17 protein-coding genes are annotated in these 16,891 nt (G+C 46.0%); 12 read left to right on the top strand and 5 right to left on the bottom strand.

All coding sequences use genetic code 11. The annotated features are described in order from the left end of the window. Positions 1 to 82 precede the first annotated feature (82 nt). Both FIU99_RS23860 and FIU99_RS23855 read left to right on the top strand, forming a co-directional pair. Positions 83 to 463 carry a hypothetical protein gene (locus FIU99_RS23860; RefSeq protein ID WP_006961363.1) on the top strand — a complete coding sequence of 127 codons (381 nt, stop codon included), beginning with the start codon at positions 83 to 85 and terminating at the stop codon, positions 461 to 463. A 17-nt stretch (positions 464 to 480) separates the two neighbouring features. Continuing rightward, on the top strand, positions 481 to 1,881 hold the full coding sequence (locus FIU99_RS23855; protein ID WP_006961364.1) for a lyase family protein: 1,401 nt from the start codon (positions 481 to 483) through the stop codon (positions 1,879 to 1,881). A gap of 37 nt (positions 1,882 to 1,918) precedes the next feature. Here FIU99_RS23855 and FIU99_RS27410 read toward each other — a convergent pair whose 3' ends face one another. Beyond that, a complete protein-coding gene (locus FIU99_RS27410) occupies positions 1,919 to 2,068 on the bottom strand; it encodes a hypothetical protein (protein ID WP_006961365.1) in 150 nt (49 codons plus the stop codon). An 89-nt stretch (positions 2,069 to 2,157) separates the two neighbouring features. Then, complete coding sequence (locus FIU99_RS23850) at positions 2,158 to 2,508, bottom strand: hypothetical protein (RefSeq protein WP_006961366.1); 351 nt, start codon at positions 2,506 to 2,508, stop codon at positions 2,158 to 2,160. Between the two features lie 185 nt (positions 2,509 to 2,693). Between FIU99_RS23850 and FIU99_RS23845 the strand changes: the two genes are divergently transcribed. From FIU99_RS23845 to FIU99_RS23835, 3 genes are read left to right on the top strand one after another with little or no spacing between them, the layout of a single operon-like run. After that, positions 2,694 to 3,644, top strand: a complete 951-nt coding sequence (locus FIU99_RS23845; protein ID WP_006961367.1) for an HlyD family secretion protein — start codon at positions 2,694 to 2,696, stop codon at positions 3,642 to 3,644. 5 nt (positions 3,645 to 3,649) lie between these two features. Then, a complete protein-coding gene (locus FIU99_RS23840; RefSeq protein WP_152472574.1) occupies positions 3,650 to 4,573 on the top strand; it encodes an ABC transporter ATP-binding protein in 924 nt (307 codons plus the stop codon). Continuing rightward, positions 4,570 to 5,670 (top strand): ABC transporter permease, encoded by a 1,101-nt coding sequence (locus FIU99_RS23835; protein ID WP_006961369.1) that lies wholly within the window; start codon positions 4,570 to 4,572, stop codon positions 5,668 to 5,670. Before FIU99_RS23840 ends, FIU99_RS23835 begins: the two co-directional genes overlap by 4 nt. 37 nt (positions 5,671 to 5,707) lie before the next feature. Here FIU99_RS23835 and FIU99_RS23830 read toward each other — a convergent pair whose 3' ends face one another. Both FIU99_RS23830 and FIU99_RS23825 read right to left on the bottom strand, forming a co-directional pair. Next, positions 5,708 to 6,076, bottom strand: a complete 369-nt coding sequence (locus FIU99_RS23830; protein ID WP_006961370.1) for a VOC family protein — start codon at positions 6,074 to 6,076, stop codon at positions 5,708 to 5,710. A 79-nt stretch (positions 6,077 to 6,155) separates the two neighbouring features. Then, positions 6,156 to 7,088 carry an endonuclease/exonuclease/phosphatase family protein gene (locus tag FIU99_RS23825; RefSeq protein ID WP_006961371.1) on the bottom strand — a complete coding sequence of 311 codons (933 nt, stop codon included), beginning with the start codon at positions 7,086 to 7,088 and terminating at the stop codon, positions 6,156 to 6,158. 269 nt (positions 7,089 to 7,357) lie between these two features. Here FIU99_RS23825 and FIU99_RS23820 point away from each other — a divergent pair, with 269 nt between their 5' ends. From FIU99_RS23820 to FIU99_RS23810, 3 genes are all read left to right on the top strand, one after another. Next, positions 7,358 to 9,298 carry an ATP-binding protein gene (locus FIU99_RS23820; protein WP_039952155.1) on the top strand — a complete coding sequence of 647 codons (1,941 nt, stop codon included), beginning with the start codon at positions 7,358 to 7,360 and terminating at the stop codon, positions 9,296 to 9,298. 147 nt (positions 9,299 to 9,445) lie between these two features. Continuing rightward, positions 9,446 to 10,219, top strand: coding sequence for an ABC transporter substrate-binding protein (locus tag FIU99_RS23815; RefSeq protein ID WP_006961373.1), 774 nt, complete (start codon positions 9,446 to 9,448; stop codon positions 10,217 to 10,219). A gap of 84 nt (positions 10,220 to 10,303) precedes the next feature. Then, positions 10,304 to 10,963, top strand: a complete 660-nt coding sequence (locus FIU99_RS23810) for an HAD family phosphatase (RefSeq protein ID WP_006961374.1) — start codon at positions 10,304 to 10,306, stop codon at positions 10,961 to 10,963. Between the two features lie 34 nt (positions 10,964 to 10,997). Here the strand turns inward: FIU99_RS23810 and FIU99_RS23805 are convergent, their stop codons facing one another. Beyond that, a complete protein-coding gene (locus tag FIU99_RS23805) occupies positions 10,998 to 11,486 on the bottom strand; it encodes a GNAT family N-acetyltransferase (protein WP_006961375.1) in 489 nt (162 codons plus the stop codon). 176 nt (positions 11,487 to 11,662) lie between these two features. On the opposite strand from FIU99_RS23805, the gene FIU99_RS23800 reads away from it, so the two are divergent. The 4 genes from FIU99_RS23800 (at position 11,663) to FIU99_RS23785 (ending at position 16,871) form a co-directional block, all read left to right on the top strand. Further along, on the top strand, positions 11,663 to 13,051 hold the full coding sequence (locus FIU99_RS23800) for a DUF3404 domain-containing protein (RefSeq protein ID WP_006961376.1): 1,389 nt from the start codon (positions 11,663 to 11,665) through the stop codon (positions 13,049 to 13,051). Further along, on the top strand, positions 13,048 to 13,698 hold the full coding sequence (locus FIU99_RS23795) for a response regulator transcription factor (RefSeq protein ID WP_006961377.1): 651 nt from the start codon (positions 13,048 to 13,050) through the stop codon (positions 13,696 to 13,698). The genes FIU99_RS23800 and FIU99_RS23795 overlap by 4 nt, the downstream gene beginning before the upstream one ends. After that, a complete protein-coding gene (locus FIU99_RS23790) occupies positions 13,695 to 14,504 on the top strand; it encodes a DUF2861 family protein (RefSeq protein WP_006961378.1) in 810 nt (269 codons plus the stop codon). Before FIU99_RS23795 ends, FIU99_RS23790 begins: the two co-directional genes overlap by 4 nt. Before the next feature lie 93 nt (positions 14,505 to 14,597). Further along, positions 14,598 to 16,871: a glycoside hydrolase gene (locus FIU99_RS23785; protein WP_006961379.1), complete on the top strand. Its 2,274-nt coding sequence runs from the start codon at positions 14,598 to 14,600 to the stop codon at positions 16,869 to 16,871. The last annotated feature ends 20 nt before the right edge of the window (positions 16,872 to 16,891 follow it).

The raw sequence follows: 16,891 nt of genomic DNA, 5'->3' as shown, positions 1-16,891 counted from the left end.
GTCTGACATCCATACATCAAACAGGGTTGATTCGATTATTGAAAACGATAATAATTATCATTACAAAAAGTTTGAGGTCAGTATGGATAGCCAGAAACCGCTTTATAATGCTTTCTTTAAAGCACAAGACAGATTTGTTGAACGCTACACACCTTGTGGATTCGAGCCCGATATCATTCACGATTACATTCACTGGGCGATGACCTTGTCTTCGTTCTATGAGCAAGGTACCGAGAATGAGAACCCACTGCTGTGTGAACTTTACCTACGTCAGGTGTATTTTCATTTGATTGAAGCCATTCAAGATCCGGTGAGAAGTCGCACGTTCCGACGGGTCTGCCTCGACGCTATTCATACTCCCCTACTATGCTTAAAGCGCTACTACTACCAGTGGGAAGATGGCGACATTAAGTTTTTAAACCTACAACAACAATTGCAGCGCATCCAGACGCCGCACGATTAAATTCAAAAGGATCACCAATGACTCAATCTTCTGCCCCACAGACATTCCGTGTTGAAAAAGACAGCATGGGAGAAGTGAAAGTACCCACGAACGCTCTGTATCAAGCGCAAACACAGCGCGCAGTGGACAACTTTCATTTCAGCAAACATACGATGCCAACCGCGTTTATTCAGGCGCTGGCATACGTAAAGCAAACAGCCGCTTTAACGAATGCTCAACTGGGTCTGATGGAAGGTGATATTGCGAATGCGATAGCCGACGCAGCGCAAACCATTATTGATGGTCAGCACTTAGAACACTTCCCGATTGACGTTTTTCAAACTGGATCAGGCACCAGTTCGAACATGAATGCTAATGAAGTGATAGCTACGTTAGCCAGTGATATTCTGGGCGGTGACGTGAACCCTAACGACCATGTCAATATGGGTCAAAGCAGCAACGACGTTGTTCCAACAGCGATTCAGGTCAGCGCAGCACTAACAGTCGAAAAACAGCTTATCCCAGCGTTAAATCATTTCATTGAGACGCTACAGAGTAAGCGTAATGAAATCGGCCATGTTGTGAAAACAGGCAGAACGCACCTAATGGACGCCATGCCAATCACATTTGATCAAGAGCTTGGCGGTTGGCAATTCCAGCTTGAACAAGCGAAGCAAGGAATTGAACAAAGCCTGATTGACGTTAAAGCTTTGGCCCAAGGTGGCACCGCTGTGGGAACAGGTATCAATGCTGATCCAAGATTTGCTAAAGCCTTTGCAGATAACCTCTCTCAGGCAACACGCCTACAGTTCACCTCTAGCGAAAACTTCTTCTATAACCTAAGCAGTCAGGATGCCTTGGTCGCACTTTCCGGTCAGCTCAAAACGGCTGCCGTTGCCATCATGAAAATTTCGAACGATCTACGCTGGATGAATTCGGGCCCACTTGCTGGCTTGGGTGAGATTGAACTTCAAGGCCTACAGCCAGGCTCTTCTATTATGCCGGGCAAAGTAAACCCAGTGATCCCAGAGGCCGCAGCCATGGCAGCCGCACAAGTCATCGGCAACGACACCACCATCACCGTAGGCGGCCAATCTGGCAACTTCCAGCTTAACGTCATGCTGCCTGTGATCGCTCACAATGTACTGGAAAGCATCGAACTGTTAGCCAACAGCGCAATTGCTCTGGCAGACAAAGCGGTCGCGACCTTCAATGTCCGTGAAGACAACCTTCAAGTCGCATTAGCGAAAAACCCAATACTGGTGACGGCGCTCAACCCTGTTATTGGCTATTTGAAAGCAGCTGAAGTGGCTAAGAAAGCATACAAACAAGGACGTGCCATTATTGACGTGGCAGAAGAAGAAACGGACCTTGATCGCGCTACGCTAGAGCGTTTGCTAGATCCGGCGAAGCTGACTCAAGGTGGTGTTGCAGAATAAACCCGATAGCACACATCCTTGTGCTGTGTGCTCTGGTTTAGATCCAAGCCAGAGTAATAAGCAAAAATGGGACAGCAATCATTGATGCCATTTTTGCCAGTGACAACATCTCGCGAAGTACAATTTCACGCTTAGGTGATATCGTGTGCTTCGCTGGATGCGCCACTATCGCTTGGGCATTGTTCATAGTTCCTCAAACATGCGCTTATGTTAGTGGAGGCGCGATTCTAAAGCCTAATCTGAGGGACCGCAATGCCTATAGCCGTCAGAGTTCGGTCAAAACACCATCACATGATCCACCATGACCTTACCTTCACGATAAACCAAGACCATTTCAGCGACGTAATCTCCTTCAACTCGACTGAAACCTTGCTTCCAGACAAAAGCTGCTGAATCAGGGCGCTTGAACAGTGCCACTGGTTCTCGACCAGTGAACACGCCCTTTTGTGACTGATACTGTTTCACGACACGCTTAAAATAATCGGGCTTTACGATATCGCGCAAGCGCGGGGTAAAATCCTGCACATGTTTCGCATGATTTATCTCCGTCGACGCCTGCATTAAATTATCCATTAGTGGATTGGCTAGGTCCCAAAGAGCTTGCTCACTCATTTGCTCAAAGTCCATTTCAACCTCTGTAGTAACTGTATGAAGAAAAAGAAGAAATCACGACAAATTAATCACTAGATTAATTTTATATGAATTAAGTTTCTGTATCTATAGTTAATCGAGAATATATCCTATTTAGAAAATCAATGGTATCGCTTCGCTTAGCGACACCTTCACCTTAACTTGCTGATTTGGAGTACTTTATGAAACGGTTCTTGATCGGTTCTGTTCTGATTTCGCTGTTAACGGCCTGTACACAAGATGACTCATCCCAAGCCCTTGGTACGTTGGAGAGAGACCGTGTCACCTTCACTGCAACAGCCAACGAAATCATCCGTGCGTTACCCGCGACAGAAGGCTCACAAGTACAGCAAGGCGAAGTGTTGGTTCAACTTGATACCACCAGCCAAGAAGCGGTGCTCGCTCGTGCAGTTGCTGAGCAATCCAAAGCAGAAGCTTACCTACTCAAATTGACCAATGGTGAACGCCCAGAAGACATTGCCGCTTCCCAAGCTCGTGTTAAACGTGCTGAAGCCCAATTAACTGAAGCTCAGAAGAATTACACCCGAAAAGCGGAGCTGGTTGAAAAGCGGTTGATCAGTCAATCAGAACAAGACACTGCACTTGCCGCACGCGACTCCGCGAAAGCCGAACTGGACTCAGCCAAAGAAGAGTTTAGCAAGCTGACAGCTGGTTCACGCCTTGAAGATATCGAACAAGCGAAAGCCGAGCTCGCGGCTTCTGTTGCTGATGTGACTCTCCAGCAACAGAAGCTTAGCGAGCTCACCATTACCGCGACCCGTGATGGGGTACTGGACAACTTGCCTTACAATTTGGGCGAACGCGTTCCCGTCAATGGCGTGGTCGCCGTCATACAGGCTAGCCGTGTCCCATATGCGCGTGTTTACGTGCCTGCTAGCCATCGCGTTGAATTCGTTCCGGGTAAATCAGTTTCCGTTACTGTAGACGGCGTTGAAAATCCAATCTCTGGGACAGTTCGTTGGGTTGCTAGCGAGCCCTCATTTACGCCCTATTATGCGCTCACCGAAGACGAGCGTTCTCGCTTGATGTATCTGGCGGAAGTTGACCTTGAGTCCTCGGCACAGCGACTACCTTCTGGCATCCCGGCACAAATCGACTTGTCTGGAGAGTAGCGCCAATGGAATATGCGATTAAAGCAGAGAATGTAGTAAAGAGGTTTGGCGATTTCACCGCCATCGACGACATCACGCTCAATGTACCCAAGGGCAGTATTTACGGCTTTCTTGGACCGAATGGCTGTGGGAAGTCCACCACCATCCGCGTGCTGACGGGTTTGCTAAGCCCAAGTGAAGGTGACGTCGATGTATTGGGGTTGGAAATACCACGCCAATCTGAACTGCTGCGCCTCAAAATTGGCTACATGACGCAGAAGTTTTCTCTCTACGACGATTTAACCGTAGAGGAAAACTTAGAGTTTATCGGTCAAATATTTGGGATGGGGTCAAAGCACCTCACGCAACGTATCAATGAACAACTGAAAACCTACGGTTTGGACCAGCGACGAAAACAACGTGTCGGTGGAATGAGCGGTGGCCAGAAGCAGCGCCTTTCTCTCGCAGCCGCTACTATGCATCAACCTGAACTCTTGTTTCTTGATGAACCGACTTCTGCCGTTGATCCTGAAAACCGCCGCGAATTCTGGGAACAGCTTTTTGATCTGTCTGACCAAGGTACAACAATTCTGGTTACGACTCACTACATGGATGAAGCGGAACGTTGCCACAGACTGGCCATCATGGAGGCAGGAAGAATTCGTGCCGATGGCGAGCCAGAACAGTTGATGGCCGATATGGGTGTCAATATTGTTGAGGTCAAAGCAGACAATTTGCGGACACTGAAGGAGTCCCTTCTTGCCAGAGAGGAAGTGCGCTCTGCCGCACAATTAGGCATTCGCCTGCGGGTTTTGATTCATCAACATATCCAAGATCCGATTGCATGGTTGCGCGAGCAGTTTCCTGAACTCATCAAAGCGGAAATGAATCTAGCCAGACCGAGCCTAGAAGATGTGTTTGTCACCGTCACGGGAGAAGGAAGACAATGATCCAGTCTATCGCTCGCATGAAGGCGATCATGTTTAAAGAAATCCGTCAGCTTTCCCGTGATCGCATCACCTTTGGCATGGTCGTGATGATTCCCCTGATTCAGCTGCTGCTATTTGGTTTTGCGATAAACACCGACGTACGCAATATTCCAATCGGTGTTGTAGACCAAAGTCAGAGCACCACCGGACGCGTCATAACAGAATCCATTAAGGTCACCCAGGTGGTTGACGTCAAAGCTACATACCCGACCGCGGACCAGGCAGAACAAGCGATTCAGAACGGTGAAATACGTGCTGCTCTAATCATTCCATCTGACCTGACGCAACGAATGACCCAAGGTCGCGTGCTGGGGCAATGGGTGGTTGATGGTTCCGATACCATGATCAGTTCTGCGATTCTGGCACTGCAGAATATGCCATTAACGGACTTTGATTTTGATATCCGCCCTGAACAACAAAAAACCTTTGAAGTTGCTTTATTCTACAACCCAAGTCGTCGCTCTGCGGTGAATATCGTACCGGGTCTACTTGGTGTCATTCTGACAATGACGATGATTCTATTTACCAGCGCAGCCATTGTAAGAGAAAGGGAACGTGGCAATCTGGAATTGTTAATCACTACACCAATCCACTCTTTCGAATTGATGGTCGCTAAAATCGTCCCATATATTTTTGTCGGCCTGATTCAGGTGTTCATCATTCTGGGATTAGGCCACTTCATCTTTGATGTCCCGATTAACGGAGCCATTAGCCAGATCCTTCTAGGAACGCTGTTGTTTATCTCCGCAAGCCTGACTCTTGGCTTGGTGATCTCGACCATAGCGTCGACTCAGCTTCAGGCCATGCAGATGACCGTCTTTATCTTGCTGCCTTCGATACTATTGTCTGGCTTTATGTTCCCGTATGAAGCGATGCCTATTGCGGCTCAATGGATTTCTGAAGCTTTACCCGCCACACACTTTATGCGCTTAATTCGCGGTATTGTACTACGTGGCTCTGATCTAAGCGGTATGTGGCACGACACATTATGGCTGGCCTGCTTTACTGTGATTGGTCTATTGATCGCCTCAACGAGGTTCAAGAAGTCGTTGGATTAAAGGAAAGCGCCCCTCGATGATGAGGGGCGTTTTTACATTAACGGATATTTTGCGCGATTCGCCATAGCACGCCAGAAGGATCGATCAGACAAAACTCCAACATACCCCACGGTTGTTCAATCAACTCCGTCACTTTGCACTCAAAGTCCTTTTCGATACCGGACGCCTTAACATGCTCCAACCAACCCATCGCATCCTCTACAAGTAAATGCATCATCGCGTTTTCTGCATGTTCAACTTGATAGTAGTTCTGCAGCAGAAAAGCGGTGTTATCTTTTCGCATGTAAGCAACGTCACCAAAGACTGAAGCAACCTCAAATCCCAACGCCTGATAAAATCGTTGCGAAATTTCAAAGTCTTTGCTGGGAATAAAGGATTTAATTTCCGTAATCGCCAGATTTGCCATAGTTACCATCCAAAGGCTGATTAAGTTATTTGGAGGGTAACCTAGCTAAAATCTTCACACAACAAGTTGAGAATAATAATCAATAACCAATCTCAGTTTTGACTAGAAAATGGTCTGAACCAGCAGGATTAGGTGAACTTTGGCGCTGACAGATCTTTCTACCTGCATTCACAGATTGTAGCCACAAGTGGTCAATTGCGATCATGGAAACCGGCGGCGTATTGAACGCTTGAGACCAATTGGGCCAGCTTGCGACTGGGGCTTTCTGGAAAGTTGGAAACAGTTTGGCAAAACGTAAACTAGCGGAGGAGAGATTAAAGTCTCCCAATACCATAACTTCATCACTTGGATAGATTTCTATCAGCGACTCAATGGTCCTAATTAGTGCATTTCGCCTGTACCACAACTCTTTAGTCCTTGGTGAAGTTGGATGCGCCACAATGAGAGTCATAGCGCTTTGATTGTGGGGATACCAGGTCCCACGAATAATATTTTGTTCATCCGGCGTCATAAACACCGACATATTTTTTAACGGAGAAACACTCAGAATCATCTGGCTTGAGGGATAACCCACACCTTTCTGGCCGCCATAGAAGTAGGGATAGATGTCACTGAGCATCTTCAGCCTTTCACCAATTTCTGGCGCGACTTCTTGCATCACAACTAAGTCTGCAGGCTTGGTAAGCAAGTAATTGATGAACGCATTTACATCAGGGTTCTCATAGTAGAGGTTGAACTGCACTACTGAGACAGAATTCGCACAGCGAGACACCAAATTTTGATTGGACTTTGGAGCCATCAAGGTAAACGCACCTGCCAGAACAATACATATTGCACTTGGTGCCCATTTTAATCTTAAGGCAAAAATCAGTGCGAAAACGATGTAGACGATTAAAAACAGACTTGGGTAAGCAACGATGTTTTCCACCCACCAAGTTGCTTCTTTTAAAGAGAGCCCTGCCCACAGCAATGCTGGGCTGTAAACGATCAACCAGATTTTCCAACGCCTCACTGTAAGTCCTTTTAAAGTGGAGCTTTATTTAAGTATGTACCATCTCTGGCTAAATATGGTTTTTTATTATTTCAATCAGTTTTCTAGACTGACGAAGTACTTTGAGACGAGTGTTAATGTATGCCTGAACTCACTCATCAATTTGACTGAAAAAACAAGATAAATGGAATAATCGTCAATGAGCTGACTGAATATCCGGATATCGATTTTCCTAATGCCACAATTAATACTAGGCTATTAGTAAGCAATTACACACATAATAACTTGCTATGAATAAACAACGTCAACTTGGCATCGACAAGCAACTTGTCATTGTCACGCTCCTCGTGAGTCTCGTTCTCGCATTCGTTATGGCGGGAGTAAACTTCTACGTTGATTACCAAGTGGAGCAAAACAACTTAGATAAACAAATGCTTCAAATTGAAGACAGCTACGTCACAAGCCTGCAAAACAGCCTGTGGATTGAAGACCAAAAGCAACTCACGACTCAAGCCTCAAGCATCTTCCAGTTACCTGCAGTCGATCGATTAACCATCATCGACAGCAAAAGTACTCTTATAGAATTAGGTAACGAAATCACAGGTAAGAAGGTTACTAACGTCTGGGATTTAACTTACCAACTCGGCAACAAGAGCTTTACGCTCGGGCAATTAAGAATTGAAACCGATTTAGCTCCTGTCTATCACGCATTATGGCAAAAGTTCTTATTTCTGCTGGTGATGACCTTGATACAGACCTTACTCATTGTTTCCTGCTTATTATGGCTAACAATGAAACTGATCTTAAAACCCATTTCTCACCTTTCATCTGCAATGGCTGATTTCCATACCAGCCCGACTCCCGACAAACTGGTGATGCCAAAACGATTGTTCCACGATGAGATCAGCCATCTGACAGACAAATACAATCAATGTGCAGAGCAGCTACGAGTCAATTACCAGCAAATCATCGAGTCAAAAAAAAAGGCAGAAATCGCTAATGTTAAGAAAAGTGAATTCCTAGCCAACATGAGCCACGAAATTCGCACCCCAATGAATGGGATCGTCGGCGTCGCTGAACTACTTAAAGAAACCAAGCCGAATGAAGTTCAGCGCAACTACGTCGATATTTTGCTGACGTCGTCCCATACCTTGCTCGATATTATCAATGACATCCTCGATTTTTCGAAAATAGAAGCCGGCCACTTCGAATTGGATCCTACCAAGTTTGACCTCAAATCACTTATCCAACAGCAAGCCAACGAATATAGCATCCGCGCCAAGCAACAAGAGCTGTTCTTCGACTGCAATATAGACCCAGCTGTACCTCAGGAAATAGAGGCTGATTCTGTCAGGCTGAAGCAGGTCATCAATAACTTGATCGGCAACGCCCTTAAGTTCACCCATCGTGGATATGTTGAGCTCAACATCAAGCTGTTGGAAAACGAGACAGGCAACCAACTTCAGTTTGAAGTCAAAGATACAGGGATTGGTATCGCCAAAGACAAACTCGACTCAATCTTTGACAAGTTTCAACAAGCCGATGGCAGCACAGCCCGACAATACGGAGGAACGGGGTTGGGGCTGGCGATAAGCCAAAAAATCGTTGAGTTGATGGGTGGTAAGCTCCAGGTGACCAGTGAAGTTGATCTTGGCAGCAGCTTTTATTTTTCTATCCCAATAGATACTCCATCAACGGCTATTGGGGGTATTGTTCAATCGTCACCAAATCTGGTTGAGTTTCCAGCTTCTTCTGGTACTCAGATGAAGAAGTTGTCTCCGAAATACAAAACTGGCCTCAAAGTGTTGGTTGTTGAAGATACTCGAGTAAACCAACAAGTGATTCAAGTAATGCTTAATTTGCTTGGTTTGGAGGTAGATATAGCGAATAACGGCGTCGAAGCTTTGGAATATTGTCAGCAGAATGAGGTGGACGCCATCTTGATGGACTGTCATATGCCTGTCATGGATGGTTACGAAGCAACACAGAAAATTCGTCAGCTCGAAGGTTGGGCGGCCTATGTACCTATCATTGCTGTCACAGCTAACGTGATCAAGGAGGATCGTGAGCGTTGTTTTGAAATCGGTATGAATGGTTTTCTCTCTAAACCGGTTAAGCCTAAAGAAATAGAAGAAGCACTAATTGATTACGTCCCAGCTTATCAGAGTGCACAGAACAGAGCCAAAGTCGCCAATGGCAATAATTTGGACACACCAAGCTCGCGCTCTTAGTATGAGAGTTAAAACCATTAGGCACCTGAGGGCCAAACGAAAGGATGAGATAGAAGCATTCACAAATAGTTAATCTTCATGAGTCAGACTACTTATTGATCAAATTATCATCTAAATTTGAAGGTAGATGTGATAAAGGGAAGAGCTATGAGTAGGATTTTTGCGATAATTTTGTTGTTCGTGTGCTCACCCTTATCTGTCGCCCAAAATAGTGACAAAGTCGTAAAATTGGTTGTCGGTGATTGGGAACCGTATACCAGCAGCCTGAATAACCCAAATTATAAAATTGCCGAAGACCTGGTCATCGCTGCTTACCAAACGCAAGGCTATAGTGTCACTATCGACTATCATCCTTGGAGCAGAGCTTATCGTTACGTTGAGTCAGGCAAATATGACGGAACATTCCCTTGGTTTAAGAACGATGAACGACAATCCCTTTTCATCTTCTCAGAATCCCTGTTCACACAAAAAATTGTCTTTTTCTACCATGTCGACAGCAACTTTGATTGGCAAAAATCATTGGATTTAAACAACTACCATATTGGTGCGACACAAGCCTATGAAGTGACCCGCTTGCTCCAGTCGCAGGGCGTAAAAGTCGAGGTTGCCAATGAGGACCAAAGTAATTTTATTAAACTAGGGAAACAACGCATAGACGCTTACCCAGCGGCGGTTGAACGTGGTTACTACATGATGGGCACGATACTTTCTGCCATACAGATAAATAAGATCCGGATTCACCCTAAGCCAATTATGGAAAAAGACATGTACACTATGTTCTCTAAGCATGATCATGAGCGTAGTGCACGCCTTAGTGAAGCACTCAGTTTAGGCATCCAACAATTGATTCAATCGGGTGAATACCAAAAGATCATCAGTGTAGAAAATCAAATTTCTGTCTCTCACCCGTCCGACTTATAAAAAGAGCTCTGAGTGAAAATAAACTGTCATAATTACTAGTTACCCTGCCTTGCGAAAACAACCTACATCACTGAGAGACGCTCCATGACCAAACCTTTGTACGTATTCGATCTAGATGAAACATTAATCAAAGCAGACAGTGCGATGATTTGGAATGAGTTTTTAGTCGAGAAAGGTATTGTCGATGATGCAAGTTTCCTCACAGAAGATCAGCGACTGATGGCATTGTATTCTCAGGGAAAGCTAGACATGGATGACTACCTCAAGTTCGCCATGGCCCCTATTGCCCACCTCTCTTTAGGAGAAGTTGAGAAGCTGGTCAACGAATGCGTTGATAAAGGGATTGCCCCAAAGCAATTTCAACAATCTATCCCGCTGTTAGAACAGCTCAATAAGCAAGGCGTCGACACATTAATTATCTCCGCAACCGTGAGCTTTATTGTCGAAGCCGTGGCACGGCATCTAGGCGTTGAGCAATCCATGGGGATCGAATTGGTCACCGAGGACGATCGTTACACGGCAAAAGTGTCCGGTGTTCCAAGCTATCGAGAGGGTAAGGTAACTAGACTAGAACAGTGGCTCAGTGCCAGAGACGAAACCTATTCAGAGATCCACTTTTACACTGATTCAATCAATGACCTGCCCTTATGTGAGCGCGCTGACTACGCTTACTTAGTCAACCCTTGTCCTCGATTAAAAGCCATCGCAGATCGTCCAAACTGGACCATTCTACACTGGGACTGATAATGTCAATTTAGGCGGTTGCACCGCCTTCAATTCAGGGTGTATACCTCAGCCCAAGCATGGTGCACCCGTCTTCGTAGTAACGACCCGTGATCACTTCAAACCCATAAGCACCGTAATAGTCTTTCAAATGTTCCTGCGATGAAATGAAAATAGAGCTGCTAGTATGTATCTCTCTCAGCGTATCAAAGCTCAATTTCATCAGTTCATGACCAATCTGACGGCCACGATGACTTATCGCAACGATCACTCGCCCGATGCATACATCATTGGCGCTGGTATCAATCAGTTCTAACACTTCTTCCGGGTAACCTAGGCCCTGCGGCATCAATCGGCTATACGCAACCAGCTTTCCGTCTTCATAGCCCATCACATGTCGCGTTTCAGGGTGAGTATCTTTCCCATCTAAGTCACTGTAAGGCGATTGTTGCTCAACAATAAAGATATCAACTCGTAGACGCAGAAAGTCATACAGTTCATTCACAGATAATTCGGCAAACCTCTTTACTCGCCACTCTAACATTGCATTTCTCCTTACATTGGTGGGAGCCAAATTAATATTCACCTCATCAATAATCATTAACCTTTGTTAAGCTAGGCGACAAAACTTCTCAACTGACTAATGTTGACATACAGGTTACAAAGCAAGCCCAAAAGCCGCTAAAATCACAGTGAACCCTATATTTAATGAGTAAATTGATGCCTTTAGGTAAGTTGGCTGCGTGCTTTTTGTTTCTGTTTCCTCTAGTCGCACAAGCGCAGAGTCTCCAAGAAAATTGGCAATCGCTTTATCAGCAAAATTGGCAGGCTACCGAACTCAAAGTCACACAGCAGCAGCTCAGCCAGTACCCTGCTGAATTACTCACACAGCAGGCTCGCTACCCAGATTTCAAACAATACAACTGGCAAGAGATCGAGCAGGTTTATCGAGTGTCTCAAACCTGTCAGAAAAATGAGCAGCACAACGCTAACCTTAATGACGCCATCGAGTTTGAACTGGCAATGTGCAATGATCAGTTGCTCACCGATGATTGGTTTCAAGCGCACACGCTGTTGCACCCAGCTGGCGGGAGCTTTGCAGACCGCTATCTGGATCGTCAACCTAACTACCAACCTAGCCATACGATACGTCGCTACTTAACCATCGACAATCCGCAGCACCCTTTGCATGCGGCACTATCCACTCTGTCCAATGAAGGACGTGAAGCCCTACTGAACGGATACCGTGCATGGATGGAAAAAGACACCTTGTGGCTAAGTGGAGAACAAGGTTGGAAAGCCGTGACAGCTGAAACGTGGCAACCTGTTGCAAAGCGACTGGAGATCACGCTATCAGGCCCAAATTGCACCTTCCGCTACAGCAACCTTTGCATCAGTGATGTTGCCGAGAACGTGCTCGCATTACGTTTATTTGTCGCAGGTTTGTCGATTTTGATTCTCTTTATAACGGTCAAAACCCTTTACACGAGACGCCAGCAAAGCCGTGAGAAACGCTTCATATTGCAGTTGTTGACCCATGAACTGCGCACACCGATCACCAGCCTAGGCCTAACCGTGGAAATGTTCCGCAGTCAGTTTGATCGCTTACCAAACGACACTCAAGATGCCGTCTGGCGATTAATGTCTGATCACCAACGGCTTTCTCAACTGACTGAAAACAGTAAGATCTACCTCAGCACACAGCGTTCTCAACAATTGCTCAAACAAACGGCTTCTCTGGATGATTGGCTAGAACATACCTGTGAGAAGCACGCCCTTAGCTACCAGCTCAGTCAAGATAGAGAACTCACTTTACCCTTTTACTGGTTGTCGATTTGTTTAGACAATTTGATTAAAAATGCCAAACAGCACGGGCATGGCAAGATTGAAATTCGTGCCACTCTCACCCATAAGCTCGTCATTGAAGTGACCGATCAAGGCTACTTTCCTTCCGCCATGGCTCAATTTTTCACTAAGTTCCAAGGGAAAACAAACCATGAAAACATGGGAATAGGCTTGAGCATTGTCGAGCATTTAATGAAACTCATGGGAGGTAAGTTGATTGTACGACGCCGCCCAACTCGCTGTATTTTGGAGCTACCGCTATGAAGAGCTTATTGCTGATCGAAGATGACAAACTACTTGGACAGGGATTAGTTTCTCTATTTGAATCCAATGGCTACCATTGCGTCTGGGTACAAGAAACCAGAAAAGTAGAACAACTCTGGTTTAAAGCGGATTTGGTTATCCTTGATCGACAACTGAGCGATGGAGACAGCCTAAAACATTTACCACACTGGCTGCTTCTCAAGGCCGTACCTGTCATTATCCTGACCGCCAAAATCGACACCGAGCAAAAAGTGGAAGGCCTGATGGCTGGTGCCAAAGATTACGTTACTAAGCCATTTTCCCATGATGAATTGCTTGCCAGAGTAGTTAGTCAGCTGAGGCCCTTAGGCGCGAGCTATCTCTGTTATGGCGGAATTGAACTCCATCTAGCGAAACGTGAAGCCATGTTCAACGATCAACTTGTAACGTTAAAACCTAAGGAGTTTCAGTTACTGGTGCTCTTGATTCAGAATCAGGGAAGAGTATTCCACCGTGATGAGTTGCTCAACAAAGTATGGGGCTATCAAGCCTTCCCGAGTACGAGAACGATAGACAACCATATTTTGCGACTGAGGCAAAAGCTTCCAGTCCTTAACATCGAAACACATCGAGGGGTCGGCTATCGTCTCAATGAGGAGGCGCTATGAAACGTCGGCTCTTGAGTACACTTGCTTGCCTCATCTTTCCACTCTCCACCCAGGCAACTTGGTTTGAGGACACGCCACTTGCGCGCACTTATCAAGCGCTGCTTAACAATCAGCCTCAATTGGCCTGGCAGGAATTGCATCTGGCCCTTAACCAGCAAGATATCGATCGTCAATATTGGTTACCTGTCAAACAAGAGATTTTGAACCAGTCTCAGTGTGGTCAGCAACTGATGGCTAACTCTTCATCGCTACCCGCGGCTCTAAGCGTCAGCTTTGTACGCCGTTCAGGCCTGTCTTCACAAGGTTTCCAAATAAAAATTTCGGCTGAAAACACTCAGAATGACTTAACGATTGAGCTTATTGATCCGTCAGTCAAGCAGCTATTAAACGGAGAGCTGTCTCAACAAAGTGACTATCAGGAAATTGAAACCGACGAGTTGCTGATCGAGCCCTTATCTGGCCTATATAAACTCAAGTTGGGAAATACTGTTTACCCTTTGCTGGTGGCCATGCCAGAGAATCAAAACTGGACACGTCTAGACAATTCGATGCAACGAATACATTTAACCCTTCCAGTAACCGAAAGCAGCTGCGCCAAGCCCACTGCTACGTGGCAATGGTTTGACAGCCAATATTTGATGCTGGGAATGAGAAAACCGATTTCGTCACTTGTTGCTCCTGTTCCTCGCTCAACGCAGATCCCTGACGGCGCCAAACACCTGAGTGCCACCGTGTCTGTGTTTGAATACCAACAAGGCTTAAAGATTGAGTACATTCAACGTATAGCCATTCCTTTTGCTCCCTAAATCCACGAATGGCTACGAATAGAGACAATTGGGTGACAATCATTTAAGCCGCCTCAGCTGTAATGGGTTCCTTAGTTTTTCAAGGAATCCATCATGCTTTTTCAAGCCCGTTCTTTAACGCAATATGCTGCATTGCCTTTGTTGGTATTAGCAACCAGTGTTCAAGCTCAGTCCATCGCTCTTAGTGACAAAAACAATCAGATTTCTATTTCACCGCAAGATTTAGAAATTAGCTGGAATGATCTCATTGTTAACAGCCAAGCGATGAAAGTGAATCAACATACTCAGGTGGCTTCTGATTTGGTGTCAGTTTCAAAAACAGAAGCCCGTTGGACGCTTCAGCCAAGTGGTATTCGTGTATCGACTAAACTGGTTAAGGAGGCGTTAAAAATAAGCTTCGCTGCTCCGAGTAAGCCAGCCATTAAACGTAACCAGCCCCTCACGTTAAGCTGGTTTGATTTGCCTCAGGAGCGAACCAAAACACTCTTTCTTCCTTTCAGTGAAGGCATGCGCATCCCGACAGACAATCAAGTATGGGCAGATTATCTGGCCGAAGAGCACTCTGGTTCTAATACTACCCAAGGCCTCAAGATGCCCTTCTGGACAGCACAACAAGACAATCGTTACATCAGCTATCAATTACTGAATGCCACAAACAACACGCTAAATTTCTCGAATGCTCACCCCAAAATTGACATGTTGGCGGAGCATCAATTCACTCCTCTCAATCAACACCAAGATTTTACTGTTCAGATCAAGCTTGGTAATGATTGGATGGATGGAGCCAAAGCGTACAGGCAATGGCGCATTGATCATAATCAGTCGACGACACTCGCGGAAAGAATGAAGAACACCTCTCAGATCAAGCAACTGATTGGGGCAAGCCAAGTGTATCTGTTTGGTAAGGATTTGCTGAGCACCGATGATGTCACCAACTGGTGGGGACTCAAGCAGTGGTATTTTGAGCAGGCAGAGCTGACCATTCCTCCACAAGCACTCAAAGAGATTCAACCACTGAAAAAAGGTAAGGACTGGCTAAGTCGCTATCACAAGCAGTTGTTGATTGATTCGCTTAATGATTCGCTACACCAAAAATTTCCTTCACCGGCACCGACACTCAGCAACAATGCGATTGCAGCTCAATACCACGCTGCCCAGCAGCAAAAGCAGTGGCTGAAAGAAAATGCGGCGTCTTATCTGCTCAAACCTGAGCGCTGGGGGCAAGCATTATCAACAGATATGTTGACCAACTTAAAACAAGCTGGGCTCACCAAACTCTGGCTGGGTTTTGATAACTGGATGCCGGCGTTTTATCAACCAAACGTCGTGGACGACGCTAAGCAAGCGGGCTATCTGGTCGCCACTTACGACTCTTACAACACTGCCATTCCTCTAGGGCTTAATGACGGATGGCTGACGGCTCAGTTACCCGAACTAATGAGACAACATTGCTCAATAGAGCTTGCTAATGGAGAAAAGAAAAAAGGCTTCCGAGGCAACGGTTACTACCTTAACCCAAACTGCGAACTGGATTACGTAAAACAGCGAGTACTGGATGTCGTCAAATATGGTCGCTTCAACAGCCTATTTCTCGACGTCGATGCCACCGCGATGGCAAGAGAAGATTACAGCGATGGCAGTAGCGAGAAAGATATGCTTGAAGCTTTTAACCAACGCATGAACTGGATAACGAAACAAGACGGCCTCGTACTGGGGTCAGAAGATGGCAACAGCCTGACAACCCGAGGCATCGCGTTTGCTCATGGTCTTGAAACCGTCGGCTTTGGCTGGACAGACAACGAAATGAAAAACGATGCTCGTTCACCGTATTTTCTGGGCCGCTGGTATCCAGACCACAAACCTGACTTCTTCTTTAAACAGGCAAAAGTAAAAGAACCCTATAAAACCCTGCTTTTTGCTCCACAATATCGAGTACCTTTGTACCAGATTGTTTTCCACGACGAAGTGGTCAACAGTCATCACTGGCACAGTGACAGCCTCAAATTTAGTAATGTGCAGGCGGAGCGCGATTTGATCTCTATGCTCTACAACACGCCTCCAATGGTACACCTGACACGAGATGAAGCGAATTCTCCTGATAGCCCAAGACTCAAAGCACTGGCTCATTATCAGCAAGGTTATACCCCCATGCATGAACAGCTTTGGGATAAACAGCTTACCGAGTTCAAATGGCTCGGCAAGTCTGGGTTGGTGCAGCAAACGACGTTCAGCGATGGAAGTACGATCACCGCCAATTTCAGCTCGAAACCGATCACCTACGCTAGCATTACGCTCCCGGCTCAGTCTGTACTGGCACAACTCAGTACTGGTCGAAACATCAAGTGGCAGGCCAATCCAAATCAATGACAACAGAGCGGCGAATATCG

Origin of the sequence: Vibrio sp. THAF64 (assembly GCF_009363455.1) — a bacterium.
Classification (GTDB): domain Bacteria; phylum Pseudomonadota; class Gammaproteobacteria; order Enterobacterales; family Vibrionaceae; genus Vibrio; species Vibrio coralliilyticus.
This window is presented reverse-complemented; position numbering and strand designations above follow the sequence as displayed.

Excerpts from the sequence above, each read along its gene's own strand:
- FIU99_RS23850 (WP_006961366.1), bottom strand. The coding sequence starts at position 2,508 with ATGGACTTTGAGCAAATGAGTGAGCAAGCTCTTTGGGACCTAGCCAAT.
- FIU99_RS23785 (WP_006961379.1), top strand. The coding sequence starts at position 14,598 with ATGCTTTTTCAAGCCCGTTCTTTAACGCAATATGCTGCATTGCCTTTG.
- FIU99_RS23815 (WP_006961373.1), top strand. The coding sequence starts at position 9,446 with ATGAGTAGGATTTTTGCGATAATTTTGTTGTTCGTGTGCTCACCCTTA.
- FIU99_RS23860 (WP_006961363.1), top strand. The coding sequence starts at position 83 with ATGGATAGCCAGAAACCGCTTTATAATGCTTTCTTTAAAGCACAAGAC.
- FIU99_RS27410 (WP_006961365.1), bottom strand. The coding sequence starts at position 2,068 with ATGAACAATGCCCAAGCGATAGTGGCGCATCCAGCGAAGCACACGATA.
- FIU99_RS23830 (WP_006961370.1), bottom strand. The coding sequence starts at position 6,076 with ATGGCAAATCTGGCGATTACGGAAATTAAATCCTTTATTCCCAGCAAA.
- FIU99_RS23800 (WP_006961376.1), top strand. The coding sequence starts at position 11,663 with ATGCCTTTAGGTAAGTTGGCTGCGTGCTTTTTGTTTCTGTTTCCTCTA.
- FIU99_RS23805 (WP_006961375.1), bottom strand. The coding sequence starts at position 11,486 with ATGTTAGAGTGGCGAGTAAAGAGGTTTGCCGAATTATCTGTGAATGAA.
- FIU99_RS23790 (WP_006961378.1), top strand. The coding sequence starts at position 13,695 with ATGAAACGTCGGCTCTTGAGTACACTTGCTTGCCTCATCTTTCCACTC.
- FIU99_RS23795 (WP_006961377.1), top strand. The coding sequence starts at position 13,048 with ATGAAGAGCTTATTGCTGATCGAAGATGACAAACTACTTGGACAGGGA.
- FIU99_RS23810 (WP_006961374.1), top strand. The coding sequence starts at position 10,304 with ATGACCAAACCTTTGTACGTATTCGATCTAGATGAAACATTAATCAAA.
- FIU99_RS23835 (WP_006961369.1), top strand. The coding sequence starts at position 4,570 with ATGATCCAGTCTATCGCTCGCATGAAGGCGATCATGTTTAAAGAAATC.
- FIU99_RS23845 (WP_006961367.1), top strand. The coding sequence starts at position 2,694 with ATGAAACGGTTCTTGATCGGTTCTGTTCTGATTTCGCTGTTAACGGCC.
- FIU99_RS23840 (WP_152472574.1), top strand. The coding sequence starts at position 3,650 with ATGGAATATGCGATTAAAGCAGAGAATGTAGTAAAGAGGTTTGGCGAT.
- FIU99_RS23855 (WP_006961364.1), top strand. The coding sequence starts at position 481 with ATGACTCAATCTTCTGCCCCACAGACATTCCGTGTTGAAAAAGACAGC.
- FIU99_RS23820 (WP_039952155.1), top strand. The coding sequence starts at position 7,358 with ATGAATAAACAACGTCAACTTGGCATCGACAAGCAACTTGTCATTGTC.